This window comes from Christiangramia sp. 3-2217-3z, assembly GCF_051195275.1.
In the GTDB taxonomy this organism is placed as follows: domain Bacteria; phylum Bacteroidota; class Bacteroidia; order Flavobacteriales; family Flavobacteriaceae; genus Christiangramia; species Christiangramia marina.
Map to the genome: position 1 here is coordinate 372,209 of NZ_JBNJLI010000002.1, position 13,577 is coordinate 385,785.

13 protein-coding genes are annotated in these 13,577 nt (G+C 40.3%); 2 read left to right on the plus strand and 11 right to left on the minus strand.

Annotated features, from left to right (window positions below; translation table 11 throughout):
• The first annotated feature begins 6 nt into the window (after nucleotides 1-6).
• Together ACSHZO_RS05115 and ACSHZO_RS05120 are read left to right on the plus strand one after the other, a co-directional pair.
• Complete coding sequence (locus ACSHZO_RS05115) at nucleotides 7-1,818, plus strand: lysophospholipid acyltransferase family protein (protein ID WP_298245953.1); 1,812 nt, start codon at nucleotides 7-9, stop codon at nucleotides 1,816-1,818.
• Nucleotides 1,819-1,904: 86 nt separating this feature from the next.
• A complete protein-coding gene (locus ACSHZO_RS05120; RefSeq protein ID WP_298245952.1) occupies nucleotides 1,905-2,558 on the plus strand; it encodes an SDR family oxidoreductase in 654 nt (217 codons plus the stop codon).
• A 46-nt stretch (nucleotides 2,559-2,604) separates the two neighbouring features.
• Here ACSHZO_RS05120 and ACSHZO_RS05125 read toward each other — a convergent pair whose 3' ends face one another.
• The 11 genes from ACSHZO_RS05125 to ACSHZO_RS05175 form a co-directional block, all read right to left on the minus strand.
• Entirely contained in the window at nucleotides 2,605-3,015 is a 411-nt protein-coding gene (locus ACSHZO_RS05125) for a VOC family protein (RefSeq protein ID WP_298245951.1), read from the minus strand.
• Between the two features lie 89 nt (nucleotides 3,016-3,104).
• Nucleotides 3,105-4,082 (minus strand): 2-hydroxyacid dehydrogenase, encoded by a 978-nt coding sequence (locus ACSHZO_RS05130; RefSeq protein WP_298245950.1) that lies wholly within the window; start codon nucleotides 4,080-4,082, stop codon nucleotides 3,105-3,107.
• Nucleotides 4,083-4,182: 100 nt separating this feature from the next.
• The gene (gene mgtE / locus ACSHZO_RS05135; RefSeq protein WP_295177792.1) at nucleotides 4,183-5,535 is read right to left on the minus strand and encodes a magnesium transporter; all 1,353 of its coding nucleotides are present in this window, start codon (nucleotides 5,533-5,535) and stop codon (nucleotides 4,183-4,185) included.
• Nucleotides 5,516-6,337 carry a 16S rRNA (adenine(1518)-N(6)/adenine(1519)-N(6))-dimethyltransferase RsmA gene (gene rsmA / locus ACSHZO_RS05140; protein WP_298245949.1) on the minus strand — a complete coding sequence of 274 codons (822 nt, stop codon included), beginning with the start codon at nucleotides 6,335-6,337 and terminating at the stop codon, nucleotides 5,516-5,518. Before rsmA ends, mgtE begins: the two co-directional genes overlap by 20 nt.
• A 6-nt stretch (nucleotides 6,338-6,343) precedes the next feature.
• The gene (locus ACSHZO_RS05145; RefSeq protein ID WP_298245948.1) at nucleotides 6,344-6,664 is read right to left on the minus strand and encodes a DUF4286 family protein; all 321 of its coding nucleotides are present in this window, start codon (nucleotides 6,662-6,664) and stop codon (nucleotides 6,344-6,346) included.
• Between the two features lie 19 nt (nucleotides 6,665-6,683).
• Nucleotides 6,684-8,468 carry a tetratricopeptide repeat protein gene (locus tag ACSHZO_RS05150; RefSeq protein WP_298245947.1) on the minus strand — a complete coding sequence of 595 codons (1,785 nt, stop codon included), beginning with the start codon at nucleotides 8,466-8,468 and terminating at the stop codon, nucleotides 6,684-6,686.
• A gap of 46 nt (nucleotides 8,469-8,514) precedes the next feature.
• On the minus strand, nucleotides 8,515-9,786 hold the full coding sequence (gene serS / locus ACSHZO_RS05155; RefSeq protein WP_298245946.1) for a serine--tRNA ligase: 1,272 nt from the start codon (nucleotides 9,784-9,786) through the stop codon (nucleotides 8,515-8,517).
• 70 nt (nucleotides 9,787-9,856) lie between these two features.
• Nucleotides 9,857-11,176: an HTTM domain-containing protein gene (locus ACSHZO_RS05160; RefSeq protein ID WP_298245945.1), complete on the minus strand. Its 1,320-nt coding sequence runs from the start codon at nucleotides 11,174-11,176 to the stop codon at nucleotides 9,857-9,859.
• Nucleotides 11,166-12,104, minus strand: coding sequence for a bifunctional riboflavin kinase/FAD synthetase (locus tag ACSHZO_RS05165; RefSeq protein WP_298245944.1), 939 nt, complete (start codon nucleotides 12,102-12,104; stop codon nucleotides 11,166-11,168). Before ACSHZO_RS05165 ends, ACSHZO_RS05160 begins: the two co-directional genes overlap by 11 nt.
• A gap of 6 nt (nucleotides 12,105-12,110) precedes the next feature.
• Nucleotides 12,111-12,737: an aminoacyl-tRNA hydrolase gene (pth, locus tag ACSHZO_RS05170; protein WP_295177779.1), complete on the minus strand. Its 627-nt coding sequence runs from the start codon at nucleotides 12,735-12,737 to the stop codon at nucleotides 12,111-12,113.
• A 135-nt stretch (nucleotides 12,738-12,872) separates the two neighbouring features.
• A complete protein-coding gene (locus tag ACSHZO_RS05175) occupies nucleotides 12,873-13,529 on the minus strand; it encodes a 50S ribosomal protein L25/general stress protein Ctc (RefSeq protein WP_295177777.1) in 657 nt (218 codons plus the stop codon).
• Between the last annotated feature and the right edge of the window lie 48 nt (nucleotides 13,530-13,577).

Below are 13,577 nucleotides of genomic sequence, written 5' to 3' on the forward strand. Positions count from 1 at the left end.
GTAACTATGGGAATTGTAAGTGCAAGAGAAGTAGCCAAAGTGATGAATCTTCGCAAATTTGGTTTTCTTGGTGACAGCATTGGCTGGATGATCCTTAAAACCACGAAACTTTCCCGCATTAATCGAGAATACGATAAACGCAAAAACCTTAATGGGATTGATTTTATAGATTCTTTTCTGAATGAATTTGAGATTGATTTTGATATTCCGGAAAAAGACCTGAAAAGAATTCCAAAAGATGGTTCTTTTATTACTGTTTCCAATCATCCTCTTGGGGGAATTGATGGAATGATCCTGATGAAGCTGGTTCTGGAGAAAAGACCCGATTATAAAGTCATCGCAAACTTTCTTTTGCACCGTCTTGAACCTCTTAGACCTTACATTCTGCCAGTAAATCCATTTGAAGACCATAAGGATGCCAAGTCCAGCCTGGGAGGAATGAAAAGATCGATCGCACACATCAAAGCCGGGAATGCCCTGGGAATTTTTCCTGCCGGGGAGGTTTCTACCAGCAAAGACAAACATTTAATCGTGGATAAACCCTGGGAACCTTCAGCCATGAAACTTATTCAGAAATCGAAAGTTCCGGTGCTTCCTATCTATTTCCATGCTAAGAACAGCGTATTTTTCTATCGCCTGGCTAGTATGAGCGATGTGTTACGTACAGCAAAACTGCCGAGCGAGATGCTTTCCCAAAAACGTAGAAAAATTAAGGTTAGAATTGGCCACCCAATTTCAGTAGAAGATCAGAAAGAGCATACGAATCTGGAAGCGTATACCGCATTTTTACGACGGAAAACATATATGCTTGCCAATGTTTTTGAGAAGAAAAATTTACTGTCCAAACTTCCCAGAACATTAAAGATTCCCAGATCTCCGAAAGACGTTGCTGAAGAAACCAATTCAGAATTAATGAGTCTTGAAGTGGAGAATTGCAGGAGAATGGATAAACGACTGCTGCAAAGTAAAAATTACGAGGTTTTTCTTGCCAAACGTGAAGTAATCCCAAACATCCTGAATGAAATTGGCAGATTAAGAGAGATCACATTTCGAGAAGTGGGAGAAGGCACAAATAAAAGTGTAGACCTTGACAAATTCGATGATCATTATCACCATTTGTTCCTTTGGGATCAAGAAGCTAAAAAGATCGCCGGTGCTTACAGAATGGGAATGGGAAATGAGATTTTTGCAGCTCATGGAATCGATGGTTTCTACCTGCAGGACCTGTTTGGTTTTGAACCAGAACTTTACAAAATGATGAGCGAGAGCATCGAAATGGGTCGGGCGTTTATCATTAAAGAATACCAGCTAAAGCCCATGCCTTTGTTCTTATTATGGAAAGGAATCGTGCATTGTACCTTAAGATTTCCGGAACATAAATATCTGATTGGCGGAGTTACCATTAGCGACAAATTCAGTAATTTTTCAAAATCGCTGATGATCGAATTCATGAAATCCAATTATTACGATCCTTATGTTGCACAGTATGTTCATCCCAAGAAAGAATTTAAAGTAAAACTTGTCGATGCCGATAAAGATCTTGTTTTCGATGAAAGTGAAGCTGATCTCAACAAATTTGATCGCATCATAGATGAGCTGGAACCTGAGAACCTCAGGCTTCCCGTTCTTATAAAAAAATATATTAAGCAAAATGCCAGGGTGGTTGCTTTTAACGTGGACCCTTTGTTCAATGATGCGGTAGACGGACTTATGTATATAAGGATCGCTGATCTACCCGAGAGCACGGTAAAACCGGTGATGGAAGAGTTTCAGAAAGAACTTGAAGAGCGGGCGGCAGCAACTGCAAAAGATAAATAAGCTGCTGTTAAGATACTGTTATTCTGATGTTTTTACTGGACATTGGAAAGCCTGATTCTTAACTTGCAAATCTAAACGCTAACAACATGGAAAATATATTAATAGCCGGTGCAACCGGTGCTACAGGAAAAAGAGTAATCGAAATCCTGAACAATTCTGAAAGTTTTAATCCGCTGGCACTTATTCGAAAAGAAGAACAAAGACAGCAGTTTGAAGATATGGATGTAGAAGCTGTGATGGGAGATCTTGAAGGCGATGTAAGTCACACCATGAAAGGAATTGATAAGGTGATCTTCGCCGCAGGATCTGGTGGAGGAACCAGTGAGGAAAAAACCATTGCTGTAGACCAGGAAGGTGCTAAAAAACTTATTGATGCAGCGAAAAATTCCAATGTTCAGAAATTTGTAATGTTGAGCGCAATGGCAGCAGATGAGCCATCAAAGAATGAAGATCTTAAGCATTATCTAGAAGCGAAAAAAGAAGCTGACGATTATCTTCGTGCAAGTGGATTGAATTATACAATCGTAAGACCAGGTGCGTTGACAGATGATCTTGGCCTAGCCAAAGTTGAAGTTGCAGAAGGTTCACTTGGAAAAAGAGGAAAGATCTCCAGAGATGATGTAGCATTTTTACTGGTAATGTCACTGGCAGATCCATTAGTAAAGAATATGACTTTTGAGGCAATTGAAGGTCCACAATCTATAAAAGAAGCTTTATTAGATCTTACGACTAAAGCTTAAATAATATATTGAATTATGAAAAAAGCCATGCGATGCATGGCTTTTTTTATTCTTTATCTTTTTCTTTCTGATCCAGGAAAACCTGGTCTACAGGCTCCCATAATTCGATCTTGTTTCCTTCAGGATCCAGGATCCAGCCAAATTTACCGTAGTCATAGGTTTCCATTTCACCTACAACTTCTACTCCTTCAGCTTTCAAAACCTTCAGTAATTCTTCCAGATTCTCTACCCTGAAATTCATCATGAATTGTTTTTCCGAAGGATGAAAATATTCAGTGTTATGATCCATCGGACTCCATTGCGTTGAGCAATCTTTTCCCTGTTTATCCTTCCACCAGAAAGTACAACCGTATTGATCTGTATCCAAACCTAGATGCTGATTATACCAGCTTTTTGAAGCATCCGGATCTTTTGCTTTAAAAAAGAAACCTCCTAAACCTGTAACCCTGTTTTTCATAATAAATCGAATTTATCCCGGTAAATTTTAAATTTCTTTACTTGTTTAAAGTTAAGTGAGATATCTAAGGCTCTAACGTGAAGCCCTATTTACTTATTCTCAACTCCAAAGCTCCCTATGATCTTATCTGCAATCACTGTGGCCAGTTTCTCGTGAGATTCCTGGGTCCATCCTGCTACATGCGGACTCAATAGTGTATGTGGCATGAACATAAGCTCTCTTAAAGCTTCCGGAATAGGATCTGCCGCACTTATGCTTACGTTCTTTTTATTGCCAAAAAGACTTTCAAAACTGGATTTTTCATATTCCAGTACATCCAGCCCTGCGCCTAGAATTTTCCCTTCTTTCAAGGCTTCCACAAGATCCTCTGTTACCGCACTTTTCCCTCTGGCTGTATTGATAAACCAGAATGGCTTCTTAAAGCTAGCAATAAATTCCTTATTGATCATTTGATGGGTTTTTTCTGTTAACGGAGTATGCAAACTCACGACATCAGCCTTTTCGAAAAATTCATCGTAGGAAACCTGTCTTGCATTCTCATCGGCAATTCCCTCCTTCAGATCATAGAAAATAACATCAACATCAAAACCTCTGAGCTTTCTAGCAAAACTCTTCCCCATATTTCCGTAGCCTATCAAACCAACAGTTTTACCGTCCAGTTCCACGCCACGATTTTCTTCACGATGCCATAATCCTTCACGAACCTCACGATCTGCTTTGTTGAGTCGGTTAAACAGGGATAACAGCATTCCAAGAGCATGTTCCCCAACAGCATTTGCATTTCCTTCCGGCGCAGAAAATAGTTTGATTCCGCATTTCTGAGCATATTCCACATCAATGCTTTCGAGTCCGGCGCCAACCCGGGCGATAAATTTCAAATTTGGCGCAGCATCAATAAATTCTTTATCGATCTTATACCTGCTTCTTATGACGATACCATCGTATAGATGTTGATTCTGAAGGGTTTCTTCCCGGCTTTGTTCGAAGCCTTCCACATTATGATGGCCAGCTTCTGCCAGTTTTTTCATTAATATAGGGTGATTCGTATCTGCGTGTAGGATGATCATGTTTTCTAATTTGAATTTAGCAATTTTCACAGTTTCAGTAATCTACTGAAAATGCCTGCTGCAAAGTTAAGAATGATTTGGCAGAAGCCGTAAAACAGTCCTAGAAACCCAGTATCGCCTTGGCGATAAGGAAGTAAGTAAGGATCCCGAAAACATCGTTACTGGTAGTGATAAAAGGTCCGGTAGCAACAGCAGGATCAATGTTATTTTTATTTAGAATAATAGGAATAAAAGTACCAATAAGTGCGGCTAGTACGATCACCGAGATCAGGGCCACCCCAATACTGATCGATTCCCGAATAGTGGTTCCGAAGAAATAGGAACTAATAGCGAAAACTATCAGGGCTATAGAAGTGCCATTTATAAGTGCCAGTCCAAATTCCTTTAATAATCTGGACAGAATATTCCCTCTCAAACTGTCATTCGCGAGTCCCTGTACGATGATCGCGCTGGACTGTACTCCAACGTTCCCGGCAGTCGCCTGGATAAGCGGCACAAATACCAGTAAGTTTGGATATGTTGTAAGTATGGTTTCAAAACCGGAAATTATACTGGCAGCTCCAAGACCACCGAACATCCCGATCATTAGCCAGGGTAATCTGGCCCTTGTTTGTTTAAAAATATTATCATCGGCCTCCACATCTTCAGAGATACCTGCGGCCATCTGGTAATCCTTTTCAGCTTCTTCCCTTACAAAATCAAGAATATCATCCACGGTAATTCTACCTACGAGGCGATTCATTTCATCCACCACGGGAATCGCTTCAAGGTCATATTTTTGCATGATCCTGGCTACCTCATCACCTTCAGTATGCACATTTACGTAGTCCACCTGCGGAATATAAACATCGCTGATATTCGCGTCGCTTGGAGCGGTAAGCAGATCCTTAAGGGACAGTCTCCCCTTTAATTTATTTTTGGAATCAACGACATAAATGGAATGAACACGGGTTACGTTCTCAGCCTGTTTGCGCATCTCAGCCATACAGCCGGTAACGCTCCAGTTCTCATTAACCTTCACGAGCTCTTTAGCCATCAAACCACCGGCAGAATCTTCGTCATAGCGAAGCAGTTCTACAATATGATCTGCATGCTCTTCATCTTCGATCTCAGCGATCACATTTTGCTGAAGTTCCGGTGACAGTTCAGAAATAATATCTGCCGCATCATCGGTATCCATTTCGTTCAGCTCTGAAGCGATCTCGCTTGGAGAAAGATTTTCAAGAATGCGTTCCCGAACATTCTCTTCCAGCTCCATAAGAGCTTCCGCAGTTTTCTCACTATCCAGAAGTCTTACGATATACGTAGCTTCTTCCAGGTTAATTTCGGTAAGAATTTCAGCAATATCAGCGTGATGCACGTCTTCAAGGTGCAACAACAATTCCTCATCGTTTCCTTGTTCGATGAGGTACTGAATTTTGTCAATTAATTCTTCACTTATTTGAAACTGCATACGGCTCTATTTTTTGCGTCAGTTCAATAAACTGCTGGAAACCGAGTTGTTCCGGTCGAGAGCCAAATATAGTATCTTCCCTTAAATTATCTGGAAGATTAAGACTTTTTAAAGAATTACGAAGTGTTTTTCTACGTTGGTTAAAAGAGGTTTTCACCACGGTAAAAAAAAGCTTTTCATTACAGGGAAGACTATAGTTTTCCTTACGTTTTAAGCGCAAAACTCCGCTATCCACTTTAGGTGGTGGATTAAAAACTGTTGGAGGTACCGTGAACAGGTATTCTGCTTCATAAAATGCCTGGACAAGTACACTCAAAATTCCGTAAGCTTTACTTCCTTCCTTCTCACAAATTCGTTTAGCAACTTCCTTCTGAAACATACCAGAAAACTCAGGGATCTGGTCTCGCATTTGTAACACCTTAAAAACGATTTGTGTAGAAATATTATAAGGAAAATTACCAATTACGGCGAACTGTTCATCTCTAAAAATACTACCGAGATCATGTTTTAAAAAATCTTTTTCATGAATTCGACCACGCAAATGCAGATAATGACTTTCCAGATATTCCACACTTTCTGAATCGATCTCGATCACGTGAACTTCAGTATCTTTCTCAAGAAGATACTTGGTTAGCACACCCATCCCCGGACCTATCTCTAAAGTTTTTTTATATCCGGAATAATCCAGGGTATCAGCGATTTTCCTGGCGATATTCTCATCGGTTAAAAAATGCTGCCCGAGATGTTTCTTTGCACGAACATCTGTATTGGAATCTTGTCTTGGTGGCCTGTTATTTTTCATGATCAATTATTCCTGGGAAGTAAATTCTCCTATTATTTCAAGTTCGGTTCTAAAAGCGACGAATTTACCTTCAAAAGCTTTGGAACTTGCTCGCATTTTAGTGGCATCTTCATTGTAATATCGCTCCAGCATCTCCTTACTTTCCGCAGTATATTGTACAGAATATGTGATGCCGCCCATAGGTTCCTGCACCATCACTTTGGTCATCAAAGCTTTGCTGAACTTTCCGGTTTTCAACATATCCGGAATATGTTCTTTTTTCATCCACTCTATCCACTGGTCGTGGATCTCTTCCTGTACGTTCAGGGTAACATTATAAATAATCATGGGAAAATTTTTAAAGATGTTATTCCAGTATATCTCCACGAAGTTGCCGGTACTTTTTACGGGCATCTGTGAAATAAATACTATTGGCAAAGTTAAAGATAATTTGCTCGTAAAGAGTCTTTGCCTTCTCTGGATGTTCCAGCTTGTTTACGTAAAGCTCGGCAAGGTAGTAATGTGCGTTATCTGCCAGGATATCATCACCATAGGACTGGATGATCTGTAAATAATTATTCTCTGCCTTATCATAACTTGCCTGCTCCTCGAAAAGCCTTGCCTGCGTATACAAAGCCTCATCCTCTATACTTTCACCCTTATGTATTTCAAGTATCGTATCCAGCATGGAAATAGCTTCTGAATTTCGCTTCTGAAATGCCAGCAGGTCTGCCCTGGCATACTTCTTAAGTGCAGTTTGAGTGCTATCTTCCTGGCTATTATCGTTGATGAGCAAGCTCAATTCCATGGCATCATTCGCGATCAATTGCGAGGTAGATTTTTTAAGAATATCAAGCTGAGTTTTCGCCCATTCAAAATCACCTTTATAATAACTTGTCTTAGCAACCTTGAATCTTGCATCCTGCGCCATAACATCGTTTTTCACCAGGTTTTGCACCTGTGAATAGTAGATCAAAGCCTGGTTGAACTTTTCCTGCATCACCAGGATATCTGCCAGCGCCATTTTGACTTTGGCTTTTTCGAAATTGGATAATTGCAGTTCCTGAGCGTTATCAAGTAAAGCGATCGCTGCTTCTTTTTTATCTCTTCGGAAAGCTTTAAAGTTTGCCAGATCGATCTGAAGTTCCAGCGTTTCATTATTTACTCCGTATTCTCCGATCAATTGCTCAAATTCCGATTCATGGTCATTCAAGCCTGCTGAAGTTACCGTTTCGGTTCTGAGTTTTAGTAATAGATGTCTGGCCTGTAAATTGAAAGCCGGTGAAGGCGATTCTTCGATTGCATAGGTCAGGATTTCCTGTGCTTCCTCAAATTGCTTCGCTTCCCGGGCCAGCAGTGCAAGATTGAGAATTCCCTGTAAGTTCTTTTCTCCTCTTATATAAATTGCGCGTTCCTGGGTAAAAGCTTTATCGTATTCCTGCTGCTGCACGAAAAGCCAGCTTAGCATTTGATTATATAATAATCTAGGATCTTCCTGTGAACGCTTCAGTAGTAATTTTCTAAAGTTGATATTGGCTTCCGTAGCTGGATCATCCGTGATATAACGACTAAATTCCCGGTTTGCCAGGCTATAAAATTTTGTATCATCTTCTATAAGATCGAGATAATTAGAGAACATCTTTTCTGTATTCCCCTGTTCCCCGTAGATCCTTGCGAGTTGCAAATTAAAGTTCTGAGCGGGATTGATCTCCATTGCGCGCTCGTAAGCCTTTACTGCATAGTCGAGCAAACTGTATTTCTCAAAACTTCGGGCAATAGAGTACGCATAATTAGGACGCGATTCACCCGCCTGCAAAGCTTCCTGGTAAAACTGTTCTGCTCGTTCCAGATTTTGCTGAAGTTCGTAGTTATGACCAATATCAATAAGGATAGCTGGACTATTTGCCGAAGCATTCATACGCTCCCGCAAAAGATCTTCCGCAGCTTTGAAATTTTCCAGTTGTTGATATGAACTTACAAGACCGTTAAAAATGATTGGATTGGAAGGATTATCCTCGTAGATATCCTTATAGATCTCAAGTGCTTTTTTGTATTCTCCCTGGTCGAAGAAATTCTTGGCAAGCTGCTCAGATTGTGCAACCGCTATAGAGCCCGTGAGCAGGAAAATCAGCATAAATAAAAAACAGCGCATATGTAAATATAAACATTTGCGCTGTTCCAGTATGGTGAACCTCAGGTTAATCGATCAAATCGAAACCGCAATATGGAACCAGAACTTCAGGAACTTTAATTCCATCTTCAGTCTGGTAATTTTCAAGGATGCCGGCAAGTACTCTTGGTAAAGCCAGGGCACTACCATTTAAAGTATGAGCCAGTTCCTTTTGATTCTCTTTATTCTTGTAACGTAATTTAAGTCGGTTTGCCTGGAAAGTTTCGAAGTTTGAAACCGAGCTTATTTCCAGCCATCTATCCTGAGCAGTAGAGAATACCTCGAAATCGAAAGTAAGCGCTGCCGTAAATCCAAGATCACCACCACAAAGACGCAAAATTCGATATGGCAGTTTCAGCTCTTTAAGTAGGTTTTTAATATGGTCTACCATCCCATCTAAAGCTGCGTAGGAGTTTTCCTGAGTTTCTACTCTTACGATCTCTACTTTATCAAATTGATGCAAACGATTCAATCCTCTTACGTGCGCTCCATATGATCCCGCTTCTCTTCTGAAACATGGGGTATAACCGGTACATTTAATTGGAAAGTCATTTTCGGACATTAAATTATCACGAAACATGTTCGTCATAGGAACCTCAGCCGTTGGGATCAGGTAAAGATCATCTTCGGTAACATGATACATTTGCCCTTCTTTATCTGGCAACTGTCCTGTTCCATAACCTGAAGCTTCATTGACCAAAAGAGGTAATTGATATTCAGTATAACCGGCCTCGGTTGCTTTATCCAGGAACCAGGAGATTAAGGCACGCTGTAATCTCGCCCCTTTTCCTTTATAAACCGGAAATCCTGCACCAGTGATCTTATTCCCTAGCTCAAAATCTATAATATCGTACTTCTTGGCCAGTTCCCAGTGTGGTTGAGAACCTTCGGCCAGTACCGGAACATCACCATCTTTAAATATCTCTACATTGTCCTCTTCGCTTTTACCAGCGGGAACAGATGGATGAGGAATATTTGGGACCGTATATAGCAACTCCTGCAGTTGAGTTGTAGTGCTATTTAATTTTTCTGAAAGATCTTTAGAATCTTCTTTTAACTTCCCGGTTTTTTGCTTTAAAACATTAGCCTTCTGGTGTTCCCCATTTTTGAACATGAGCCCTATTTCTTTCGAAAGCTTATTGGATGTTGACAGGGTATCATCTAATTGTGCCTGCGTGGACCTTCTGGTCTCATCCAGTTCAAGGATCTTATCGAATACTGCTTCAGCCTCAAAATTTCGTTTTTTGAGTGCCTGTATATATTCGTCTTTATGTTCTGCTATTTTGGAAACCTGTAACATAAGGCCTGAAAATTTTAAATGAAGTTGAAATTTTTATAAGCTGCAAATGTAGCAAAAGCAGGCTAGAAAATTAGTCTTCGGTAGAAGGTAAAATCCAGTCATGATGACGAAAATGCTGCCATTCTTCAGCCGCCAGATCTACCTTTGGATCGATCAGGGTTTTATATGGACCACGATTCACCCTGATTTTCCCTTCAGTATAAACCTCTATTTCCATACCTTTTTCAGCATATTCCTGCTCGAGTCTTTGCGCAAATTGCCAGATCATGTCTGGTTTGCTTGGTATGGCTCTTAGTTGTTTAGGCGAGAGATAATCTTCTTTCTGAACAATAATGGTGTCGCTGGTTCCTTTTTCCACCACTTTAAAAGTGATCCTGCCTCCTTTGCCACGAAGCATCATTCGCCAGCTTAAGCGATGTCCTTCTTCGGTCCAGAGTACATCGTCCTGGAAAAACCAGTGTCGTAATGGCAAAGCAACCTGTATGGCGAACCACACGGCCAGAGCACCAACAAAGATCTTATTCCAGGAAGGAACTTTGATCTCATTACCAGTGTAGAATTTCTTCTTTCCACGCAGAAATATTTTATTGATAGTTTCCGAAGGGAAAAAGAAAATACAGAAGGCAAGCGACATGTAAGGAAAGATGCCAATATGAAAGATAAAACTGTTGAACAGATGAAAGAATATCGCGGCGATAAATGCCATTATTCTTGTTCTTTTCCAAAGTAGTAATGGGATAATTAACAGATCAAAAAGGAGTCCGAAAGAAGTGATCGCGTAGCGAATCCAGGGTTGCTGAAGGAATTCTCCAACCAGCCAGTAATCTTTTTTGGAAGCCATAAGCATCGCAGGAAAACTGCCGTCCAGCCAGTCCGGGTAAAACTTAGCTACGGAAGCATACGTATACACGATCCATAACTGAAGTACGATCACTGCCCAGACCCATCTGGGCATGGAAATTTTGCTAATTTCCGGTTTTCTCCACGCATCTATCGAAAACCAGCGATGTGCCGGCAGAAAGCTCATGATAAAACATAGGAGCATGAGCAGGTAATAGTGATTGTTGTAAGAGGATTTCTGCATTAAATAAACGCCTGCCCACATGATCCCGTAGAGCACTATGGACATTCGATATTTGAAACCCAGCATAACAAAAATCCCGAAAACACCCATGATCGCGTAATACCAGATCATCCCGTTTCCAGGTAGCGGTTGAAGAAATTCGAAACCTATAAAATTGAAAGTGAATTCTGGCTCTATCATGGTTCGGCGAATCCAACCAGTGAAAATAGCACCAAAAGCTTCGATGGTGATCAATAATCCAAATAACGCACGAAATACAACGAGTGCTGAATTATCGACTTCTTTGAACAACCACCTATTCAGCATAATTATCCTTGATATATTGACTTGAAAATGCCTGGTCCTGCTTCATGGCGATCTTTAATTCTTCTACTGAATTAAATTTCTTTTCATCGCGGATCCTTACCAGCATTTCTATGGTAAATTCTTTTCCGTAGAGATCCTTATCAAGATCAAAAAAGTACGTTTCGATCGTTTGCTCCTTACCTCCTACGGTGGGATTCGTTCCAATGTTCATCATTCCAAAAATGTTTCGTCCATCTAAAACAGATCTTACTACGTAAACGCCATTCTTCGGTATTAGTTTATAATCTTCAGGAATTTCCATATTTGCAGTTGGATAGCCAAGGCCTTTGCCAATCCCTCTTCCTCTAACTATGATACCCTTCAGTGTAAATTCACTTTGAAGGTAAATATTGGCCTGTTCCACTCTTCCCTCTATAAGCGCTTTCCGAATTTTAGTGGAACTTACAGCTACCTGCTCCACATCCTGCTGGGAAATCTCTTCCACCTCGAAACCAAAATCCTTTCCAAATTGCTTAAGATCATTAATATCTGCGGTGCGATTACGCCCAAATCTATGATCGTAGCCAATAATGATCTTTTTCGCTTTTAGTTTATTGACAAGGATATCCCGTACAAATTCCAGTGCAGTAAGCCTGGAAAATTGATGTGTAAATGGATGAATTACAAGGTGATCTATTCCGGTTTGATCTAATAATTGCTTGCGCTCCTCGATCGTATTAATAAGCTTAATATCGCTTTCCTTCTGCAACACCATTCTTGGATGAGGAAAAAAGGTAAGCACTACCGAGTCGAGGTTATTGGCATGGGCAGAATTAACAAGGCGGTCTATAATCTTGCGATGTCCTGCATGAACACCGTCAAAAGTCCCTATGGTCACTACAGTTTGACGTTCACTACTAAATGAGTTTGCACCTTTATGCTCTTCCAAATCCTGTTATTTTCCGTTATATGAATTCATGGTATTGGAAACTCCAGCTGTTCCAAAGCTCAATATTAATTCTGCGGAAGTTTTTAAACGTTCCGGCATCTTCTTAAGTTCATCATCTTCCCATTCACCAAGTACATAATCTATTTGTTGTCCTTTGGCGAACTCATCACTGATTCCGAATCTAAAACGATTGTACTTTGTTGTATTTAATTGTGCCTGTATATCTTTAAGGCCATTATGACCACCATCGCTACCTTTGGTTTTGAGTCTCAAAGTGCCAAAGGACAGGTTAAGATCATCTGTTACCACAAGTAAATTCTCAAGATTGATCTTTTCCTTCTGCATCCAGTAATTCACTGCCTTTCCGCTAAGATTCATATACGTACTGGGCTTGAGAAGCACGAAAGTTCTTCCTTTGAATTTAAAGCTGGCAACGTCGCCCAGTTTCTGGGTTTCAAAGCTTACCTCTTTTTCTCTGGCAAGTTCGTCAAGGATCTTAAATCCTATATTGTGCCTGGTATTTTCGTATTTCGGGCCAATGTTTCCAAGGCCTACGATCAAAAATTTCTTCATGGGATCTATTTGCTTCCCGGTCTCTTTCTTACGTAATATCCTTCCGAAGAATGAAAGCATCCAATTTAGTTTTCGTAAAGATAAAATTTATCAGCTACTTTGAAATTAGATTACTAAAAACCGAATGATAAAATTCTGCTAATAAAAAAAGCATTCCGAAGTGGAATGCTTTTCTATATGAATTAAAGAATAAGACTAGTTGTCTTCTCCTTCTTTTACTGCTGCTACATCATCAGTCTCAGTAGCTGGCACTTCATCTGGAGCAACTTCATCTTCGTCCTCATCGTCATCAAGAGCGACAATATTACGGGATGTTCTTACCTGGCAGATTACTGTGTTATCTGGATGTTGGATCACATAATCCTCACTAGCAACACCAGTTACATAAAGTTTCTGACCAATTTTAAGTTTAGATACATCTGCAACGATGTAATCTGGAAGATCTCCGGGTAAACCTCTTACCTTAAGACGACGAAGGTTGTATCTTAGTACACCACCGTTCTTAACCCCTCTTGCAACACCTTCAGTGTGAACAGGAATTTCCATTGTAATTGGCTTATCATCGAAGATCTGGTAGAAATCGATGTGAAGGATAGCATCATTCACTGGGTGAAATTGAATATCCTGAAGAATCGCATCAAAAGATTTTCCATCTTTCAATTTAATTTTAACTGTATGTACATCTGGAGTGTACACAAGGTCTTTGAATGAGATTTCCTCTGCTGCAAAGTGTAGTGGATCACCTTCTACGCCGTACAATACGCAAGGAACCTGTCCAGCATTACGTAGTGCCTTCGTTGCCTTCTTGCCTACGCTTTCTCTTTTAGATCCGTTGATCGTAATTGATTTCATTATTGTAATTTAAAGTTATAACAAATGTCGTCGGGTCCGCTTTGGACT